The organism is Aminobacterium sp. UBA4908 (genome assembly GCF_002398115.1).
GTDB lineage: Bacteria > Synergistota > Synergistia > Synergistales > Aminobacteriaceae > Aminobacterium > Aminobacterium mobile.
The window spans coordinates 190,296-210,123 of the sequence record NZ_DHCG01000007.1; the positions used below are offsets into that span (position 1 = coordinate 190,296).

Annotated in this window: 17 protein-coding genes; all 17 read left to right on the top strand. The window is 43.8% G+C overall.

Going from position 1 to position 19,828, the window contains the following annotated elements; translation table 11 throughout:
• The first annotated feature begins 124 nt into the window (after positions 1–124).
• On the top strand, positions 125–1,657 hold the full coding sequence (gene guaA / locus B4J50_RS07355) for a glutamine-hydrolyzing GMP synthase (protein WP_286845903.1): 1,533 nt from the start codon (positions 125–127) through the stop codon (positions 1,655–1,657).
• Positions 1,658–1,802: 145 nt separating this feature from the next.
• Positions 1,803–2,882, top strand: a complete 1,080-nt coding sequence (locus B4J50_RS07360; RefSeq protein ID WP_286845901.1) for an AI-2E family transporter — start codon at positions 1,803–1,805, stop codon at positions 2,880–2,882.
• A gap of 9 nt (positions 2,883–2,891) precedes the next feature.
• Entirely contained in the window at positions 2,892–3,542 is a 651-nt protein-coding gene (locus B4J50_RS07365) for a molybdopterin-guanine dinucleotide biosynthesis protein MobB (protein ID WP_286845899.1), read from the top strand.
• A 118-nt stretch (positions 3,543–3,660) separates the two neighbouring features.
• Positions 3,661–5,622 carry a sodium-translocating pyrophosphatase gene (locus B4J50_RS07370; RefSeq protein ID WP_286845897.1) on the top strand — a complete coding sequence of 654 codons (1,962 nt, stop codon included), beginning with the start codon at positions 3,661–3,663 and terminating at the stop codon, positions 5,620–5,622.
• Positions 5,623–5,715: 93 nt separating this feature from the next.
• Entirely contained in the window at positions 5,716–7,467 is a 1,752-nt protein-coding gene (gene dnaG / locus B4J50_RS07375) for a DNA primase (protein ID WP_286845895.1), read from the top strand.
• 88 nt (positions 7,468–7,555) lie between these two features.
• Positions 7,556–7,831: a S4 domain-containing protein gene (locus B4J50_RS07380; RefSeq protein WP_286845893.1), complete on the top strand. Its 276-nt coding sequence runs from the start codon at positions 7,556–7,558 to the stop codon at positions 7,829–7,831.
• Positions 7,832–7,866: 35 nt separating this feature from the next.
• On the top strand, positions 7,867–9,153 hold the full coding sequence (gene eno / locus B4J50_RS07385) for a phosphopyruvate hydratase (protein ID WP_286846116.1): 1,287 nt from the start codon (positions 7,867–7,869) through the stop codon (positions 9,151–9,153).
• 43 nt (positions 9,154–9,196) lie between these two features.
• The gene (locus B4J50_RS07390) at positions 9,197–9,823 is read left to right on the top strand and encodes a redox-sensing transcriptional repressor Rex (RefSeq protein WP_286845891.1); all 627 of its coding nucleotides are present in this window, start codon (positions 9,197–9,199) and stop codon (positions 9,821–9,823) included.
• Positions 9,824–9,908: 85 nt separating this feature from the next.
• On the top strand, positions 9,909–10,292 hold the full coding sequence (yajC, locus tag B4J50_RS07395; RefSeq protein WP_286845889.1) for a preprotein translocase subunit YajC: 384 nt from the start codon (positions 9,909–9,911) through the stop codon (positions 10,290–10,292).
• 86 nt (positions 10,293–10,378) lie between these two features.
• Positions 10,379–11,773, top strand: coding sequence for a protein translocase subunit SecD (secD, locus tag B4J50_RS07400; RefSeq protein WP_286845887.1), 1,395 nt, complete (start codon positions 10,379–10,381; stop codon positions 11,771–11,773).
• Between the two features lie 48 nt (positions 11,774–11,821).
• Complete coding sequence (gene secF / locus B4J50_RS07405) at positions 11,822–12,667, top strand: protein translocase subunit SecF (RefSeq protein WP_286954043.1); 846 nt, start codon at positions 11,822–11,824, stop codon at positions 12,665–12,667.
• Between the two features lie 263 nt (positions 12,668–12,930).
• On the top strand, positions 12,931–14,310 hold the full coding sequence (locus B4J50_RS07410) for a radical SAM protein (protein WP_286954045.1): 1,380 nt from the start codon (positions 12,931–12,933) through the stop codon (positions 14,308–14,310).
• Between the two features lie 39 nt (positions 14,311–14,349).
• The gene (locus B4J50_RS07415; protein ID WP_286845880.1) at positions 14,350–14,742 is read left to right on the top strand and encodes a LapA family protein; all 393 of its coding nucleotides are present in this window, start codon (positions 14,350–14,352) and stop codon (positions 14,740–14,742) included.
• Positions 14,739–16,403 (top strand): single-stranded-DNA-specific exonuclease RecJ, encoded by a 1,665-nt coding sequence (locus B4J50_RS07420; protein WP_286845879.1) that lies wholly within the window; start codon positions 14,739–14,741, stop codon positions 16,401–16,403. Before B4J50_RS07415 ends, B4J50_RS07420 begins: the two co-directional genes overlap by 4 nt.
• An 18-nt stretch (positions 16,404–16,421) precedes the next feature.
• Positions 16,422–18,731 carry a RelA/SpoT family protein gene (locus B4J50_RS07425; protein ID WP_286845877.1) on the top strand — a complete coding sequence of 770 codons (2,310 nt, stop codon included), beginning with the start codon at positions 16,422–16,424 and terminating at the stop codon, positions 18,729–18,731.
• Between the two features lie 7 nt (positions 18,732–18,738).
• A complete protein-coding gene (gene dtd / locus B4J50_RS07430; RefSeq protein ID WP_286845875.1) occupies positions 18,739–19,188 on the top strand; it encodes a D-aminoacyl-tRNA deacylase in 450 nt (149 codons plus the stop codon).
• Positions 19,189–19,827 carry an MBL fold metallo-hydrolase gene (locus B4J50_RS07435; RefSeq protein WP_286845873.1) on the top strand — a complete coding sequence of 213 codons (639 nt, stop codon included), beginning with the start codon at positions 19,189–19,191 and terminating at the stop codon, positions 19,825–19,827.
• Position 19,828 lies beyond the last annotated feature (1 nt).

The following is a 19,828-nucleotide window of genomic DNA, read 5'->3' on the forward strand; positions in this document are numbered from 1 at the left end:
TAAGTTTTCCACTCCAATAAGTTGTTATAAAAAGCCCCCTTTTGGGGGCTTTTTCTTTCCCCTCTTCTCTCTTTCTGGTAATATAAGCAATGTTGACGATTTTGTTTTTTTCGGGGGAATGTAAATGGATAATATAATAATTCTTGACTGTGGTTCTCAGTTTACTCAATTGATTGCCCGCAGGATTCGAGAGATGAAAGTGCATAGCGAAATTCTCCCCTGGGATACTTCTATTGATGAAATCAAGAAGAGAACTCCTCGGGGCGTCATTATCTCTGGAGGTCCGCAAAGTGTTCATGACGAAGGAAGCCCTACCGTATCCTTAGACCTTTTCGATCTTGGAGTTCCAGTTCTGGGGGTCTGTTATGGTATGCAACTCCTAGCAAAAATTTTTGGTGGACAGGTAGAGTCGGGAGCTAGTCGTGAATATGGACGAACTGCCATAGTGGTAAAAAATCCAGAGGCAACTCTTTTTATGGGCATATCAGAATCTTTTGAGGTGTGGATGAGCCACGGAGATCATATTGCGTCTCTACCAGAAGGGTTCCAGCTCGTTGCCGTTACAGATAAAGGAGTTCCTGCAGCCTTTGAAAATAGAAAAAGAAAGATATGGGGGCTTCAATTTCATCCAGAAGTGGCCCATACTCAGAATGGTACGGCTATCCTCTCTAAATTCCTCTTCGATGTTTGTTCGTGTTCTGGAGACTGGGATCTTGGAAACTGGATTGACACTATGGTGGCACGGATACACAAAAAAACGAAAGGTTGCCAGGTTATTTGTGGGCTTTCTGGCGGGGTTGATTCCACTGTAGCGGCTGTTTTAACTGCTAAAGCCATAGGTGACCGCTTAGAGTGTATTTTTGTAAATAATGGCTTGTTGCGACATCTGGAGGCTGAGAGAGTCCTTGAGCGATATAAGGCGCTCGATTTGAATGTTCATTACGTAGACGCCAGCCATCAGTTTTTGCAGGCCCTTCGAGGAGTGACAGATCCAGAACGTAAGAGAAAGATTATTGGGGAGACGTTTATTCGTGTTTTCGAAGCGGAAGCCTCTAAAATAAAAGGTGCGGAATGGTTGCTTCAAGGGACCTTGTATCCTGATGTTATTGAAAGTGGGCATAAAGGGAAAGGCGCTTCGGTTATTAAGAGCCATCATAACGTAGGTGGATTACCTGAAGATATGAAACTAAAAGTTCTTGAACCGTTAAGGGATCTCTTTAAAGACGAAGTCCGCGCGATAGGAAGACTCTTAAGCGTACCTCCCGAGATAGTGGATCGACAGCCTTTCCCCGGTCCGGGACTCGCTGTTCGCTGCCTTGGCGAGGTTACAAAAGAGCGCCTTGATACGCTGCGGGAAGCGGATGAGATTTTTAGGGAAGAGTTCTCAAAAAGTGACATTTATTCTTCTGTTTGGCAGGCTTTTTGCGTGTTGCTTCCAGTGAGAACTGTGGGAGTTATGGGAGATTCTCGAACATATTCAGAGGTGGTGGCCCTTCGAGCCGTAGAATCTGCAGATGGGATGACGGCTGATTGGGTACGAGTTCCGTATGATGTTCTCGATAGGACAGCAAGACGAATCTGTAATACTGTAAAGGGGATCAACAGGGTTGTTTTAGATGTAACAAGTAAGCCACCTTCCACTATTGAGTGGGAGTAAAAGCAAAGGGACAAGAGAAGAAGTAGTTTTAACTGCTTCTTCTCTTGTGACATATAAGCGAATGAGTAAAGGGAGGGATCATAAGCTGACGTATCAGAGTAGGCGACCTTATAAAAGAATTAGAAGCTTTTTCTTGCCCTTTACGTTGATTTTTTTTGCTCTGGGTTCTCTTACCTATCTCGTTTCTTTCAGTCTTTTGCGCCCTCTAGCCTGGTCTGCCATCTTGTCTTTTTTTGTATATCCCTTTTACGCATATCTTTATGAGCGTGTCTTATCTAAAAGGTTTGCTAATGGAGCAGCAGCTGTTACGACTGCTGCGATCGTTCTTCTTATAGTAGTACCCTCTATTTTGGTGGGGACTGTAATGGCTCGAGAGGGAATTCGAATATATGGCTATTTGTCCGATGTTTTTTCAGATGTGAACGTAGAGCAAGGTCGTACTTTTGTGTCTCTCCTTTTCCCAGAGGCAATAATGGAAAAAATACGTCCTTATCTGGTGGAATATCCGTTCCTTATGACGGTCATTCGACAGATTGGCTCTTGGAGCATCTCTACGCTGGCAAACATATCCAAGTCCTTTTTGGGAGATACAATTCGAATTATTTATCAATTAGTAGTAATCGTTGTCTCTTCTTTCTTCTTTATTCGGGATGGACATGTTATCTTAGACTACATTGATGATATTGTTCCTTTACCACCTAAGGAGAAAAAAGCTTTTTTTGACAGGGCTAAACAGATTCTTCAAGCCGTAATTTATGGCATTACCTTGACAGCAGGCATACAGGGAGTATTGGGGGCTTTCGGCTGGTGGTATGTGGGACTTCCTAGTCCGGCTCTTTTCGGGGCGATCATGGCCCTTCTTGCTATGATCCCATTTATAGGAACTCCCCTCGTATGGGGGCCTGGAGCTATTTACTTATTCTATGTGGGTAATATTAAGGGAGCCATTATTCTGGCGGTTTGGGGCATAATGATAGTGAGTACTGTAGATAACTTTATTCGTCCAGTCTTCATTTCTGGAGGAGGCAAAGTCCATGTTTTAATGGTTTTTATTGGAGTTGTAGGCGGATTGGCTACATGGGGCTTCTTAGGGCTTTTCTTAGGGCCTCTTATTATTAGCTTGTTTATCTTCCTTCTCGACAGTTATCGTAACATCTGGAAAAGATATACAAGTGCCTATATTCCTAAAACACCATTACCGAGCAGTCCTCGAGAAGGAGAGTGACGAGAGGGCATGGCTTTTGTCTTTTCTGTAGCTGGCTTGAAGAACAGCGGAAAAACATCTTTATGTACGGCTCTTATTCCTCATCTCAAAAAAGAAGGGCTGAAGATTCTCTATATAAAGCATACTCATGAAAGAATAATTCCTTCGAGTAATACAGATACGGGGAAAATGTTGGAACTCAAGGTCCCTACTGTTTTTTGGGGAGAGGAAGGAGTTCGCATAGAGTCTGCGAAAATATTGTCCTTATCTGATTTTCAGTATAAGATGGGCTACGATTTCGATCTTTTTCTGTTAGAAGGAGGCAAAGAACTCCCCTGTCCGAAAGTGTGGCTAGGTTCACCTGAAACATGCCCTACATTTGTGCATGGAGTAGTTGCTTATTATAATGCCAATCTCCAGGGCGAGGATGATAAGGGGGAAAAAGATGTTTTTTTTAAACCAGGAGAAGAATTGCTTCTTGCCAAACGAATAGCGTATTTGTGTCGTCAATCTCAAAGAGGTGGTGTATCTCTCTGGGTTGATGGACAGGCGGTCCCTTTGAATGCTTTTGTTTCGGATTTTTTAGCTGGAGGAATAAAAGGGATGTTATCTGCCCTGAAAAAAATAGAACATCTCGATAAGGATATTGACATTCATATATCAATAGAAAAAAGGGAATAAATTTTTACTTGTCTTTAGTATGGCTCCTTACTATAATTGACGGAGTTTTGGGAAGCCGCCCGCCTTCGAGGCGGGCCGTCTTTTTAAAGTTTGTAGAAATTAAGGGAGGTTTCGGTGTATGGATTCTCAGGCATTTTGGATTATTGTTGGGGCTGGGATACTGGCTCTGGTCTATGCCATTTTTGCCTATGGCAAAATTAAGGCATTTAAGGTGGATCATGAAAGGGTCAATGAACTTTCAGAGATCATTCATCGTGGCGCAATGGCTTTTCTTTCAAGAGAATATCGATGGCTTTTCCCCTTTGCTTTATTGCTCGGTGGCGTTCTCTGGTTCAAGATAGGAAGAGGGACGGCTGTTTCTTTCATATGCGGGGCCCTTTTTAGTGCTATGGCCGGATACGTGGGTATGGTTGTGGCCACCCGTTCCAACGGAAAAACCTCTTTTGCTGCTACCCGTGGAGTAAATGAAGCTCTCGGCATTGCTTTTAAAGGTGGCAGCGTCATGGGGATGTCCGTGGTGGGCCTTGGTGTGCTTGGTATTATGCTCTGTTATGTTCTTTTCAAAGACCCCAATATTGTGACAGGATTTGGTTTGGGAGCCAGCTCTATTGCTCTATTTGCCCGTGTAGGAGGAGGAATCTACACGAAGGCTGCCGACGTAGGTGCAGACCTTGTGGGTAAAGTTGAAGCAGGAATCCCTGAAGATGACCCTCGTAACCCAGCTGTTATTGCAGATAACGTTGGCGATAATGTAGGGGATATTGCAGGTATGGGTGCTGACCTCTTCGAATCTTATGTAAACTCTATTATTGCAGCAATGGCTATTGGTCTAACAGTGTACGGTTCTCAAGGAGTCTTTTATCCTTTGGTCCTGTCTGCTCTTGGTATAGTCGCTGCTATTATCGGAACCATGTTTGTTCGTGTAAAAGAAGGCGGTAATGCTCAGGTGGCCCTTCGTATAGGAACCTTTGTTACTGGTGGTGTAATGATCATTGGTTCTTATTTCGTGACGAAAGCTGCCTTTGGTGAACTGACCCTTTTCTGGTCCGTTCTTTCTGGTGTTGCGGTGGGTGTTCTCATTGGTTATGTCACGGAGATCTATACTTCTGGAGACTATGATTCTGTAAAACAGATAGCTAAATCTTCTCAAACAGGCCCAGCAACTGTTATTTTATCTGGTTTGGCAGTAGGTATGAAGTCTACTGTTATCCCTGTGATCCTTATCTGCGTGGCGACTCTTGTAGGCTATAAGTTTGGTGGTCTTTATGGTATTGCTTGTGCAGCTGTAGGCATGCTTTCCATAACCGGCATGACTTTGAGCGTAGATGCTTACGGTCCCATAGCGGATAACGCTGGTGGAATTGCTGAAATGAGCCACTTACCTCATGATGTTCGAGAGATTACCGATAAACTTGATGCCGTAGGGAACACTACTGCTGCCATGGGTAAAGGACTTGCAATTGGATCTGCTGCGTTGACAGCCTTAGCGCTTTTTGCAGCCTATGCTCATGCAGTTAATCTCGATGCTATAGACTTGAAGGATCCTCGAGTGATGGTAGGACTCTTTATCGGAGGAATGTTGCCTTTCCTTTTCAGCGCGCTAACTATCCAGGCTGTTGGACGTGCAGCTCAGTCTATGATAGATGAAGTACGAAGACAGTTCCGGGAAATTCCTGGGATTATGGAAGGGACTGGTCGTCCAGAATATGAGCGTTGTGTTGATATTTCTACAGCTGCGGCTTTGAAAGAAATGATCATCCCTGGTGTTCTTGCTGTAGTTTCTCCAGTAGTTGTAGGGCTTATTCTTGGGCCTGAAGCTTTGGGTGGTCTCTTGGGTGGTTCCATTGTGACTGGCGTAATGATGGCTATCTTTATGTCTAATTCTGGTGGAGCTTGGGATAATGCCAAGAAATACATTGAAGAAGGAAACTTCGGAGGGAAGGGCACAGATAATCACTCAGCTACTGTAGTAGGTGACACAGTGGGAGACCCCTTTAAAGATACTGCAGGGCCGAGCCTTAATATTCTGATCAAGTTGATGTCAGTTGTGGCTCTGGTTTTAGCTCCTCTCTTTCTATAAAAGTTATACTGATTTTTCTCGATAGGTGTATATTCGGAGGGGAAGGATTATGTAATCCTTCCCCCTTTTAGTGCGTTTTAAGGAGGTGTTTTTATGGACGATGGGGCAGTTCGACAGATTAAAGAGCGTTTAGATATTGTGGATGTTATAGGGGATTATGTCCGTCTCCATAAAACTGGCAAAAATTTTAGAGGGTTATGCCCTTTCCACCAGGAGAAAACACCTTCTTTTTTCGTCTCTCCAGATCGCCAGACGTTCCATTGTTTTGGATGTGGAGAAGGCGGAGACATTTTTTCTTTTGTAATGAAGATCGAGGGGTTAGAGTTTAAAGAAGCTTTGGATTTCCTGGCTCAACGGGCAGGCATCCCTCTCCCTACCTATTCTATGGGGGGGAAAGTGGATAAAAGCAAACCTTCTCTTTACGATATTATGGAACGGGCCCTGTCTTTTTTTCGAGCGTCTCTTAAAGACGTGGCATCTGGTCGTTTAGCACGACAATATTTAGTTTCGAGACAGATTACGCCAGATGCAGCTACGCTTTTTGAAATTGGCTGGGCTCCTTCCTCTTGGGACTCTTTGTGGAGTAAGTTACAAGAAGAGAAAGTGTCCTTTAAAGAAGCTCTTGATAGCGGGCTCGTTTTAGAAGGGCGAAAGAAGCCTTATGATCGTTTTAGGGGCCGGATTATGTTCCCTATTAGGGATGTTTCTGGTCGTCTCTTGGCTTTTGGAGGGCGAATTATAGATGGAGATGGAGCCAAGTATATTAATAGCCCTGAAGGGATTTTGTACAGTAAAAGGCAAAATTTATACCTACTTTATCAAGCGAAACAGAGTATTCGAGAAAAAAATCGCTCCATTCTTGTAGAGGGGTATATGGATGCGATTCGTCTTCATTTATGTGGATATACAGAAACAGTTGCGTCTTTAGGAACATCTTTGACAGAGGATCAGGCTCGTCTCTTAAAGCGCTTTTCCAATCGTTGTTTTATTTGTTATGACTCCGATACTGCTGGGATTGAGGCTACCGTTCGAAGTATGTACGTATTGCAGCAAAATGGGGTTGATGTTCGAGTAGTAGAATTGCCAAAAGGTAAAGACCCAGATGATCTTTTGTCTCAAGAAGAAGGGAAGAAGCTTTTTCAACGATCTTTGGATAAGGCCTTGCCTCTCGTGCTTTTCCATTTAACCTTACGCCGCACTCAACTAGAGCAGGAAGAAACGCGAAGATCTGCAGCGGATGATCTTCTGCGAGGAATAGCTCAATTGAGTCCTATAGATGTAGCGCCATATCTTCCGAGAATAAGCGCAGTTTTGGGAATATTACCTCACGAGTTGCAAGAAGAATTAGATGAGATTCGTTCTCGAAATGTCCAGGGGAATAAAGAGGGGCAGGATCGAGACTCTTCTTTTCCTATAGAGAAAGAAAAATCTATACAAAAAAATGAAGAAATCGAGCCATTAGAGGCGGCTTTAATTTATTGTTTATGGAATGATAGTTCGTTACGACAAAAAATACATCCCCATGATATTTTCCCTTTAGTAGAGAGTCTTCCTGCCAAGGAAGTTTTGGCCGCTGTTTTTTCTGGCCATTCTCCAGAACGTTTGGAGGAACACTGGCGAGATATGGGGGAAGATATGCCGTTCTCCATACTCGCTATGGGTGGCGCTTTTTGTGAGTCTTTTGGAGAAGATCAAGATTCTTGGGAAGCTGTTTCTTCTGCCTTGGAGCGGAAAAGAAATGAACAGAAATTCCAGGCTCTTCATAAAAAAATGCTTAAAGGAGAGGCAACGAAGGAAGAATTAGCGCTTTACTGGGGAATTGCTAAAAAGCTGAAGAAGCGTTAATTTCTTTGTGAAAAAAACCATTGTGTTGATCGATTGTCGCCTCTTTTTGTTATACTAAGCACTAAGTTGAAACGTGGAGGGACTGTATGTGAGGCTCGATAAGTTTTTAAAAGACTCTAGACTTGTAAAACGCAGAGTAGTTGCTCAGGAAATGATAGAGGTTGGAGCCGTTCGTTTGAATGGTCGTCAATGCCGTTCTTCTGCTCTTGTAAGAGTCGATGATGTAGTGGAAGTAGCCTATCCGACGAGAATCTTAACTGTTAAAGTACTGGTCGATGACGAAAAAGTCATAAGAAGAAAAGGCATAGTTTCTTATGAACTTTTGGAAGAGCGTCGTGTCAGTGGGGAAGAAAAGCCGTGGTGAGGCTCTTATTTTTGTGAGATTGGAGATGATAGATGATGGGTATCATCGCAGGTGTATGTGGAAGAGAAATTCTTGATTCTCGAGGGAATCCCACTATAGAAGTGGAGACGTGGCTTGACAATGGAGTCGTCGGAATAGCTGCTGTCCCTTCAGGAGCTTCTACCGGTACTCATGAAGCATTGGAGCTTCGTGACGGTGGGAGTCGCTATATGGGCAAAGGAGTTTTAACGGCGGTCGATAATGTAAATAATAAGATTGCTCCAGAAATTGTTGGGCTTGATCCTTCTGATCAAACTGCTATAGATGAGATAATGTTAGATCTTGACGGTACACCCAATAAATCGGTGCTCGGGGCGAATGCTATCCTCGGTGTTTCCATGGCAGTTGCCCGTGCGGCTGCAGAAGATCATGATTTGCCTCTTTGGGCCTATTTAGGTGGGATTAAAGCATATCTTTTACCCACTCCCATGATGAATGTCATAAATGGAGGAGCTCACGCTGATAATAATCTTGATATCCAGGAATTCATGATTGTACCCCACGGAGCAGGATCCTTTGCAGAAGCTCTTCGTATGGCTGTAGAAACCTACCATACTCTCAAGAAAACGTTGAAAGAAAAAGGGTATAGCACGGCGATAGGGGATGAGGGAGGGTTTGCACCTAACCTTCAAAGCAACACAGAGGCTCTTGGCCTTATATTGGAGGCTATTGAACGGGCAGGATATACCCCTGGAGACCAGATAAGCTTGGCACTTGATGTCGCAGCCTCAGAACTCTATAAAAAGGGGCATTATATTTTTGAGGGGGAGAACCGTACTTTTTCATCAGCAGAAGAAATGGCCCAGTATTATAAGGATCTTTGTGACGCCTATCCTGTTCTTTCTATTGAAGATGGAATGGCGGAGGACGATTGGGAAGGGTGGGCTACACTTACTCAGACGCTGGGAAAACGGATTCAGATTGTAGGGGATGACCTTTTTGTTACGAACATTCATCGCCTGGAAGATGGAATTCTCAAGGGAGTAGCTAATTCTATCCTCATAAAATTGAATCAAATAGGCACTGTATCAGAAACAATGCATGTTATCGATACGGCGGTAAGACATGGATATAGTACAGTCATTTCTCATCGCTCAGGAGAGACAGATGATACCTTTATCAGCGATCTCGCTGTCGCCGTAGGTGCGGGGCAAATAAAGAGCGGAGCTCCTGCTCGAGTGGATCGAGTTGCCAAGTATAATCAGCTTCTTCGTATAGAGGAAGAAGTTGAAGGGCTTGGAGCAGGTTATGCTGCTTTAACTCGATTTAACATTCATCGGTAGGTTGGGAAGTTTCCCCAAAAGCAAAGCTGAAGGACGTGAAAATATGAAGATAGCAGAACCTACAGTAGAAAGGCTTGTTCAGTATCATCGATTATTAGAACAGCTTTATAATGAAGGGCAAAAGGTGGTTTCTTCCCAGGAAATAGGGGAAATGCTAGCCTTTAAGGCCAGCCAGGTGAGGAAGGATCTCTCTTATTTTGGCGAGATAGGCAAAAGAGGAGTAGGGTATCATGTTGAGAAGCTATATAGACACGTGGACCAGATTCTTTCTTCTCCTCATCGTTGGCCTATCGCTCTTGTGGGCGTAGGGCGGCTTGGTGAAGCCTTGCTCGGACATAAAGCCTTTAAGAGCAGTAAGTTCGACATTAAGGTCCTTTTTGATGTGGATCCAGATAAAGTGGGGACCCCAATAGCGGGTATCCCTTGCTACCATATGGATGACATTGATCAGGTGATGCGAGAGAATGGCATTGAGGTAGTGATTCTTACAGTTCCTTCTTTGGTAGCGCAGGAATGCGTTGACAGAATTGTAGCTGTAGGGACGGTCAAGGGGATATTAAACTTTTCCCCGTTGGCTATAGTAGCGCCAGATGATGTCTTGGTCTATAGTGTGGATATATCTGTAGAGCTCGAAAAACTTTTGTTTTACCTCAAGCACCGTGAGGAATAAATTACCCCCTTTAACAGGAAAAATATTCTGTTAGAATAACCGTGTTGAAATCTATGGTTTGAATTAGTAGAGGAGGCGTTTTGTTTTGAATCAGCAATGTGGACAAACAACAGGAGCGGGTGGAGCCCAGGGCGGAGTTTTGGGGATGTTTTTCCCTCTCATAATATTTGTGCTTATTTTTTATTTCTTTATCATTCGTCCTCAGAAAAAGAGACAAAAGCAGCACGATGATCTTTTGGCTTCTTTGACTCGTGGAGATCAGGTCATTACCGCTGGTGGTTTCTTTGCTACTGTGCGAGAAGTAAAAGATGACAGCCTTATCGTTGAGATCGCTGATGGAGTTAAAGTCCGTGTCCTCAAAAGTTCCATCGTTAACAAACGTTCTTCAGCTCCTTCCGAGCCTGTAAAGGAAAAAGCTACTGAGGAAAAGGGAAAAGCTGAGGTTGAAGCAAAAGAAGAGGAAGAGTAACTGCTTGCTTTTTAATATGCAAATGGAGTGGGCTTTCATGTCCGCTCCTTTTTCTATGATTTTCAGGTTTGTAGGGAGGTTAAGTCATGTTGAAAAAAGACCGTTGGCGGCTTGGCATAGTACTTCTAGTCGTAATAGCTGCCCTGGTAGCGGTGTTTCCCGTTAAGGGGAGGATGAATCTGGGCCTTGACTTAAAAGGAGGAGCCCATATTGTCCTTCAAGCAAAGGGGACACCAGGGAACCCTGTAACTGACGATAGTATTGAAAGGCTCTTAGCTGTTTTGAGAAATCGAGTAGATCAATATGGGGTAGCTGAGCCAGTTATACAAAGGGAAGGGAAAGATCGTGTTATTGTAGATCTTCCTGGTATCGAGAATCCTGATGCAGCTCTTGAACTTATTGGGAAGACAGCTCTTCTTGAGTTTCGCAAAGTACTAGGTGCGACTATGAGCGTACCTCCTGGACCGGAACGCCCAAATTATGACAGCGAGGAAGAGTATAAAACAGCTCTTTCCCGCTGGGAAGAAGCGAAAACCCAGGTAGAAGGTATGAAAGGGGAGCTAGAAAAGAAATCTCAAGAAACAGAGGAATCTATCGTAGCTCGAGACGAAGAGGGTCGTTATTTCCTTTTAGGGCCAGCTTTAGTAAGTGGAAAACATTTGGTAGATGCTAAAACCCAGTATGATAATCTTGGCCGGGCCGTGGTTACGATAGAGTTCAACAAAGATGGAGCACAGCTTTTTGACCAGGCTACAGCTCAGAATGTAGGGAAGCAGATAGCGATAGTCCTTGATGGGAACGTGGTATCAGCACCAGTGGTTCAGGAGAGGATTTCTGGAGGAAATGCTCAGATATCTGGCAGATTTTCTGTTCCTGAAGCACAGCGTCTTGCTATTATGTTGCGAGCTGGATCTCTTCCAGTCTCTGTGGAAGTGGCGGAAAACAGATCCATAGGTCCCAGCCTGGGAGCCGACTCTATTAATGCAGGATTGAAGGCTGGTCTTATTGGGACGCTTCTTGTTTTAGCCTTTATGTTTATTTATTATCGGTGGTTAGGTATAGCGGCGGATGTAGCTTTGGGCGTATGTATCCTCCTTATTTTTGCTGCCCTGATTGGTTTAAAGGCGACTCTGACTATGCCCGGTATAGCTGGTATTATTCTTACCATAGGAATGGCTGTTGATGGCAATATTTTAATATATGAGCGTATTAGAGAAGAAGCTCAGTCTGGCAAAACTCCTTCTGCTGCTGTGGATGCTGGTTTCAAAAAGGCTCTTGCCACCATTCTTGACTCGAATATTACGACGCTTATCGCAGCTGGAGTGTTGTACTACTTCGGAAGCGGTCCAATCCGAGGGTTTGCAGTGACTTTAAGTGTAGGCATTATAGCCAGTGTCTTTAGTGCTGTCGTAGTGACGAGAGTGCTTCTTCAGGTTCTTATGCACGGTCCTATGGCTTCGGTTTTTGCCCGCCGTTCATAAGAGGGGGAGGTTTTCAGTATGATATCGAAAGAATTCTCATTTAACTTTATGAAGCATCGGAAGAAAGCCATTCTTCTGAGCTTATTGGCTATAATTGCGAGTCTAGTTTGTCTTATGACGCGAGGTTTGAATTTCGGCATAGACTTTACAGGTGGCAATGTCATTCAGGTCGAGTTTGAATCGTCAGTGCCGGTAGGGGATGTACGAGATGTCCTTGCAGATATCGGTCAGAATCAAACCGTTATCCAGGCGTACAGTGATCGAGGAGTTATTATCCGGGTCAATGTGGATACGGAGGACGCGAGAAAGGAACTGGTACAGGCTTTGAAGAATAAGTATCCTTCGATGGAAGTTCTTCGCCATGAAAAAGTTGGGCCTGTAGTAGGTGAGAAGCTAAGACGTGAAGCCATGTTGGGGTTAATGTTGGCTTTGTTGGGAATCTTAGGCTATATTACTGTTCGTTTCCAGTTTCGGTTCGCTGTAGTTAGTGTCTTAGCCTTGATGCACGATGCTATTATTACGTTAGGGATGTTTAGTCTTACGGGGAAAGAAATCTCTTTACCCTTTGTTGCGGCAATTTTGACTATCGTTGGTTATTCTCTTAATGATACAATAGTAGTGCTCGACAGAGTGAGGGAAAACTGGAAATATCTCAGGGAAAAAGGCATACTTAAAATTCTTGATATGTCTATTAATTCTACGCTATCCCGGACGATTAACACGTCCTTGACAACGTTCCTTCCTGTTTTAGCGCTATTTATTTGGGGAGGTCCAGTTATAGCCAATTTCTCTTTTGCCCTGCTTGTTGGAATAGTAGTTGGAACGTATAGCTCTATTTATATCGCAGGTTCTCTCTTGGCAGAATGGTACTTGAAGACCCCGGGGAAAAACTAATATTATTCAGATCGAATCTTACAAATATCATATATCTAAAACATGGGGCAAGAGGGTATACCCTCTTGCCCCATGTTTTAGAACGAAGGGCTTACTTTACTGGGTATAAATACTATATTAAAATAAGAGACAATTTGCTATTGTGCAGGTGAACGTAGAAAAATATCAAAAATCAGTTAAAGGAGATGATGATGGTGGCCATTTCTGTGATAAATAAGGCGAAAGGGCTCTTTTCCCAGAAGGCCATCGAAAGAGCCGCGTTAATGTTTCGGAGAGGGGATGACAAACAGCTTATATCTCTTCTGAAAACTATAGGGAGCATTGCTCCAGCTCGCTATCATCGTGAAACCTTCAAACAGTTAGCTGAAATGGTAGAAAAAGATGACCCTTTTGTAGGTGTTATCAAACGTATTGTTTTAGAACTTAACCCACATTGCCTCTCTAAACTCATTCAAAATCTTATTGTCAATTTTATGGTTCTTGGTCGCGGTATTCGCGATAAAAAGGAAAAAGAGTATCATGTACACTTACCTAATTTTATGGTCATCAGTCCTACAATGAGATGTAATTTGCATTGTAAGGGGTGTTATGCGGGAGAATATGACACCACTGGAGAGTTAACGTTTGACGAGTTGGATAAACTCCTCAATGATGCGAAGGAGCTAGGGATGTTTTTCTTTACCTTTTCTGGTGGAGAGGCCTTTTTCCGTAGAGACCTTCTCGACTTGTGGGAAAAACATGGAGATTGCTATTTTCAGGTTTATACCAATGGAACTCTTTTAGACGAAGCCATGGTCAGTCGTCTCGTGGATCTTGGGAATGTTATGCCCATGATTTCGGTGGAAGGGGACAGAGAGGAGACAGATTTTCGACGAGGTTCGGGTATTTATGATAAAGTAATTAACGCATATCAGAGGCTCTATGAAGCTGGCGTTATGTTTGGTTTCAGTGCAACTTGCACTCGCTCTTCGGCAGAATATATGTCTCAAGATGAATTTATCAGAACGATGATAGAAAGAGGCTGTAAAATCGGCTGGTTTTTCCAGTATATTCCCATTGGCGCTAACCCAGATATGAGTTATATGGCTACGCCAGAACAGCGGGCTTTCCTTCATAAAAAAGTGGAGGCATGGCGGTATAGTAAAGATTTCCCCATTTTTATTGGAGACTTCTGGAACGATGGCCCATATGTAGATGGATGTATGGCGGCTGGTGAGCGCTACTGGCATGTCATATCTGATGGGAGCGTAGAACCATGTGTTTTTGCCCCCTTTGCTGTAGATAATATTCGCGAGAAGTCGCTAGTGGAGATTGCAGGAAGTCCTTTCTTCACGTATATTCGTAATCAACTTCCTTACCATGGGGAAGATAATTTGTTAAGACCATGTATGATTCTGGATCATCCAGATGTGCTTCGTGACGCAGTTCATAAGTTTGGGGCTAAACCGTGTCATTGTGGTCTTGAAAAAATTCTTTCAGGAACTATCCCAGAGGGTCTTGATTCTTATGCAAGACGAATTAAAGCGATTTATGATCCTCTTTGGGAGGATGGCGAGAAAGAGAAGTATCTCAAGAGCCTTGAAAGAGAGGATAAAAAGGAGCTGCTTGAGAGAATGAATCCACCGACGAGCTCTCGTTCTTAAAATGGGACGGGAAGCTGGGTCCCACGAGGAGGGGGTCACATGAGAAGCTATGCGTTGGCTATAGGACTGGCCATGCTTTTATCTGCGATATATGCCTTTCAAAATACGGGCGAAGTGGCGGTCAAATTTCTAATATGGACACGACAAGTTCCCCAGGGAATCTGGGAAGTTGCCGTTTTTGCAGGAGGTTGTGTCCTCATGTGGCTAGTTTCGCTGTCCGCGGCCTTTGAATCCCGTGGTAAATATAAAAAGAAGACCCGGGAGCTGGAAGAACAGGTAAAAAAGCTAGAAGATGAGCGAACTTCTCTTCTAAATGCTTTAAATGCCACTTCCCATCCTTCTACGAAAGAAGAAGTAATCCAGTTGATAGAGAGCGAACCTCAAGAGCAGGATAAAGAAATCAAACCAAGAGAGGAAAATGAACAGCAGTGACTTCTTTTTGTTTACAATCGAAACTTAACATAATAGTTCCGTCAGACTCCACTCGTTATATTGCTGAACAGCTTGATTGTCCACCTCTTGTTGCGGCTGTTTTAGAGTTGCAGGGGCGAGTTTCCCCCCATAATATAGACAAGGCTCGGGCCTGGCTCTGTCCGAGCCTTGATTTCTTGCTCCCTCAATGTTATTTGGGAGCTTCTGCTGAAGAAGCAGCTCGAATGTGGCATCGTTTACCTTCTTTAGGCAATGTAGTGGTGTATGGTGATTACGACGTAGACGGTGTTGCGTCTACTACTTTGGCTATGGAAATTTGTTGTTCCCGTGCGCAGGGGGTGCGTTTTTATATCCCTCATCGTCATCTTGAAGGCTATGGGCTTCATCGTCAGGCTCTCCTTCAGCTTGTCGAGGCTGGGTGTAATACCCTGATGGTCGTTGATTGTGGAACAAAGGATACGTCCCTCTTGGCTGAGGCCAGATCTTTAGGTCTCAATGTCTTTGTTTTTGATCACCACCTTCCAGATAGAGAAGACATTTCAGACCCCTATGTGGTCAATCCTCAAATTGATGGTGATATGGAGACTCGACGGCTTTGTGCCACTTCTGTGCTTTGGCTCTGGGCTTTTCTTTTTGATATTATGCCCAAAAAGTGGCTTTATGAACGGCTTGATCTCGTAGCTCTCGCTACAATCGCTGACTGTGTTCCTTTAGAAATGCTTAATCGTTCCCTTGTCAAGGAAGGTCTGGATGTAATGCGCTCTACACCGCGCCAGGGGCTTCGACATCTTTTCAGTCGTTTGGGTCTTGCTCCTTATTATTTAAATGAAGAACAGCTCGCTATGAAGGTGATCCCTTGCCTAAATGCTGCTGGGCGTCTTTCTTTTGCTGATTTAGCTGTGAAAGTGCTTGTCGGGGAGGAGCCTGGCGTTCAGAATGTAGAAGAACTAGTTTCTTTAAATAGGAAAAGGCAAAACCTTTCCAGCCGAATCACTCGTGAAGCTTCTAAGGTAGCAGAAGAGAAAGATCGCCATGTCCTTTTTCAAGAGTCGTGGCCTATTGGAGTCTTAAGTGGAGTTGCAAGCCGACTTTGTTCTGAGCGAAATGTTCCAGTTGTGCTAGCAGCACCTGTTCGAAATTGGATACGAGGGACATTACGTATGCCTGCTGGAGGAAATGCAGTACAGGTACTTGATTGTATTTCAGATCGTCTCGAAGCTTGGGGAGGGCATAAACTGGCGGCAGGGTTTTCTGTCTCTAAAGAAAACTGGCAAGACATAGAGATAGATCTCGAACGCATGCTCTCCAATGTAGAGTGCGAGGAGCCTGAAATTTCAGCTATTAACATCCACCCCTCTCAGATTAATATGAAAACATGGCAGTCTGTTGCAGACCTTGGTCCCTTTGGGATTGGGAATCCGTACCCCTTGTTATTTTGTGAAAAGAGTGAAGATGAGAAAATCTTACCTTTGGGGAAAACAGGAACCCATTTAAAAATACAATGTGGCGAAGATTCCCTTGTGGCTTTCAACGGGGTTCATGTTCTTAATTCTATTGCCTCTTCGAATATTGCTGGCTGGGTTTATCATCCTCGGTTCGATTATTGGCGAGGACAGCTTCGACTTCAGTTTATGCTCGATTACGTTATTATCGAGCCTTAATTTGGAAGGTATCAAGCCATGGTAGAGATACATACAGATTCATTAGAATATGAAATAGATCCTTTTGATCCCAAAGAACAGGAACGGCATCTTAAAAACCTCGGCCTTGACAGAAAAAGTCTTGGGAAACTTCGGGATAGTTATATTGGTCGGGTTCCAGAATCAGAGAGAACTATTTCCGTTAAATTTGCTTGGCATGAATTGTGGTCAAAGGTGAGTTGCTATTTTACAAAAGATGAGCTGAAAAAAGTCGGTGAAGCCCTGGTGGTAGCCGCAGAGGCTCATGGAGAGCAGAAGAGATCCACAGGGGATCCTTATATTGTTCATAGCATCAACGTCGCGTCGATTTTAGCCGACATGCAGCTTGATCTGGTAACCCTCCAGGCCGCATTACTTCATGATGTTCTTGAAGATACAGCCCTTTCTGCAGAGAAAATAGAAAGTAGCTTCGGTAGTGAAGTGCTCACACTCGTGGATGGCGTAACAAAATTAGGGAAACTCCCCTTCAAGTCTTTTGAAGACTATCAAGCAGAAAATCTGAGAAAAATGTTTCTTGTCATGGCCAAAGATATTCGTGTAGTTCTCATTAAGTTAGCAGATAGGTTGCATAACATGAGGACTCTTGGGGCTTTGCGTCGAGACAAACAGCTTCGAATAGCTCGCGAAACATTAGAGATATATGCTCCTCTCGCTCATCGCTTGGGAATCTATCAAGTGAAGAGAGGATTGGAAGACCTAGCTTTTAAGTATGCAGATCCTGATATGTATTATGAAATTCGACGGCGAGTTCGTAAAAAATTGCCGGAACGAGAAGATATTATTAAGAAAGCCATCGAAATATTGCAAGAACGGCTTAAACAAGAGAGTATCCACTTTAAAGTGAAGGGAAGAGCCAAACACTTTTATAGTATTTATGAAAAAATGAACAGGAAAAAACTTTCTGTAGAGCAACTTTATGATCTTCTTGCTCTAAGAGTTATTGTAGATGATGTGGCTTCTTGCTATACGGTATTGGGAATAGTCCATACTATATGGAAACCCATTCCTGGCCAGTTTGATGATTATATCGCCAACCCTAAGTCGAATATGTATCAGTCTCTTCACACCACTGTTGTAGGGCCTACTGGGGAGCCTCTGGAAGTTCAAATAAGAACAGACGAAATGAATAGCCTTGCGGAATATGGTATTGCTGCTCATTGGCGGTATAAAGAGGGAAGTGTAGGACTGGATGAATTGGATGCTCGCCTTACATGGATTCGACAAGCTTTAGAGGGAGATCATGAGGGGGGACCTTCTGAATTTCTTGAACGACTCAAAGAGGATGTTCTCACGTCAGATGTTTTTGTTTTTACGCCTCAAGGGAAAGTAGTTTCTTTGCCCAAGGGGTCTTCCCCTATTGATTTTGCTTACGCTATTCATACGCAAGTAGGAAACCGATGTGTAGGCGCTATGGTTAATAATAGGATTGTTTCTCTTTCTTACGAATTAAGAAATGGCGATATTGTTAAAATTATTACATCTCCTCAAGGTGTCCCTTCTCGAGACTGGTTGAAAATGGCCAGGAGTGGTAAGGCTAAAAGTAAAATCCGGTCTTTTTTCCGTCAACAGGAGAAAGTAGAAAAGCAAGAGAAGATGCAACGAGGGCACGAACTTCTGGAGCGAGAGTTGAAACGTAGGGCAGTAGAAGAGATAAGTCCTGTATTAGGAGATATTATCCCTCGCCTGAATAAAATATCTCGAGACATTGGGCATGCGAATGGAGAAGATATTTTAGTGGCTTTGGGGAGTGGCTCTTTGAATGTGTCTACTGTCATTCAAAAATTATTAGGCAAAGCACAAGCTCCTCTTTTAGAAATCCCAGAGGAACCTTTAACGGGTATAAAAAAGACAGACTCCGATATTATTGTGGAAGGGGCAGAGGGAGTACAAGTTGTGATAGCGAATTGTTGTTTGCCTGTTCCGGGAGACGAAATTGTAGGGTACTCTACTCGAACACGAGGAATTACCGTTCATCGAAAGGATTGCCCTAATTTGAGTGATGCGAGCGAATCTCGGCTCATCCAGGTGTCGTGGGGAGCGGGAACGTTAGGGAATCGTTATACGACGCGACTTAAATTAGAGGGAATGGATCGTGCTGGGCTTTTTACTGATGTGGGACAAGCCATAATGGCTTGTGACGGGAGTATTGTGGGTATAAAAGCCCATGTAGTAGGCGGGACCCTCGCTCGAATGAAAATAGAGATACGAGTTCGTGACGTAGAACATCTTTATGCCGTTGTTGCCAAGCTGAATGGGGTAAAAAATGTTATAGAAGTAAAGCGGGGGTGACAGAAAAGTGAGAGCAATCGTACAGAGAGTCTCATCGGCTTTTGTAACTGTAGAGGACCAGCAAGTTGGGGCTATTGATAAGGGGCTCCTTGTTTTGCTGGGAGTAACTGGAACTGATAGTGACGTTGATGCAGAGTGGCTTGTAGATAAAATTATTCACTTGAGAATTTTTGAAGATGAAGAAGAGAAACTCAATCGATCCCTTCTTGATATTGGCGGGGAGCTTCTTGTTGTATCTCAGTTTACTTTATATGGGAATTGCCGAAAAGGAAGACGACCTTCTTTTGTAGATGCGGCGAATCCGGAACTGGCGAAGAGACTTTATGAAAAATTTATAGCACTGGCGCAAGAAAAAAATGTGCCGTTACAAACAGGTGTTTTCCAGGCGCATATGATGGTTCATCTCGTTAATGATGGGCCAGTTACCCTTATTATTGATACACCGGAGGGAGCGTAAATGGAATATAAACGATTTCCCCTCGGCCCTTTATGGACGAATGGATATCTTTTCTACGATAGTCAGGGGAAGGGCTTTTTTGTCGATCCAGGTGGGGATCCTGCCGATGTATTGACCTTCTTAGACGAACATTCAATACGACTTGAATGGATCCTTTTAACTCATGCGCACATTGACCATATTGGAGGTATTCCAGAGCTGGCACCACTGGCTTCTCTCGGAGTTGCCCTTTCTAAGAACGACTCTGAATTGTTACGAGACCCAGATTTAAATCTTTCCCATTGGATGGGCCTTGATTTTCCTGGCTGGGAACCTGCAAAACTTTTAAGTGATGAAGATGAGCTTAACATTGGAGAGTTTATAGTAAAAGTAATAGCCACCCCAGGCCATACGCCAGGGAGCGTGTGTTATCTCATCTCTTTAGGTGAAGAGCAGCTTCTAGTATCAGGAGATACTCTTTTTGCCCGAAGTGTAGGGCGAACAGATTTACCGGGAGGAGATGGGAGACAGTTAGCCTCTTCCCTTAAGAAACTTGTGACGTTGCCTGATGGAATGTTAGTTCTTCCTGGCCATGGTCCAGAAACAACGATAGGGCAGGAACGGGAAGCAAATCCTTTCTGGCCGGAAGGGTTACAGTAGG

Excerpts from the sequence above, each read along its gene's own strand:
- B4J50_RS07425 (WP_286845877.1), top strand. The coding sequence starts at position 16,422 with ATGGTAGAGATACATACAGATTCATTAGAATATGAAATAGATCCTTTT.
- secD (WP_286845887.1), top strand. The coding sequence starts at position 10,379 with ATGTTGAAAAAAGACCGTTGGCGGCTTGGCATAGTACTTCTAGTCGTA.
- dnaG (WP_286845895.1), top strand. The coding sequence starts at position 5,716 with ATGGACGATGGGGCAGTTCGACAGATTAAAGAGCGTTTAGATATTGTG.
- secF (WP_286954043.1), top strand. The coding sequence starts at position 11,822 with ATGAAGCATCGGAAGAAAGCCATTCTTCTGAGCTTATTGGCTATAATT.
- guaA (WP_286845903.1), top strand. The coding sequence starts at position 125 with ATGGATAATATAATAATTCTTGACTGTGGTTCTCAGTTTACTCAATTG.
- B4J50_RS07410 (WP_286954045.1), top strand. The coding sequence starts at position 12,931 with ATGTTTCGGAGAGGGGATGACAAACAGCTTATATCTCTTCTGAAAACT.
- B4J50_RS07370 (WP_286845897.1), top strand. The coding sequence starts at position 3,661 with ATGGATTCTCAGGCATTTTGGATTATTGTTGGGGCTGGGATACTGGCT.
- B4J50_RS07390 (WP_286845891.1), top strand. The coding sequence starts at position 9,197 with ATGAAGATAGCAGAACCTACAGTAGAAAGGCTTGTTCAGTATCATCGA.
- eno (WP_286846116.1), top strand. The coding sequence starts at position 7,867 with ATGGGTATCATCGCAGGTGTATGTGGAAGAGAAATTCTTGATTCTCGA.
- B4J50_RS07365 (WP_286845899.1), top strand. The coding sequence starts at position 2,892 with ATGGCTTTTGTCTTTTCTGTAGCTGGCTTGAAGAACAGCGGAAAAACA.
- B4J50_RS07435 (WP_286845873.1), top strand. The coding sequence starts at position 19,189 with ATGGAATATAAACGATTTCCCCTCGGCCCTTTATGGACGAATGGATAT.
- B4J50_RS07415 (WP_286845880.1), top strand. The coding sequence starts at position 14,350 with ATGAGAAGCTATGCGTTGGCTATAGGACTGGCCATGCTTTTATCTGCG.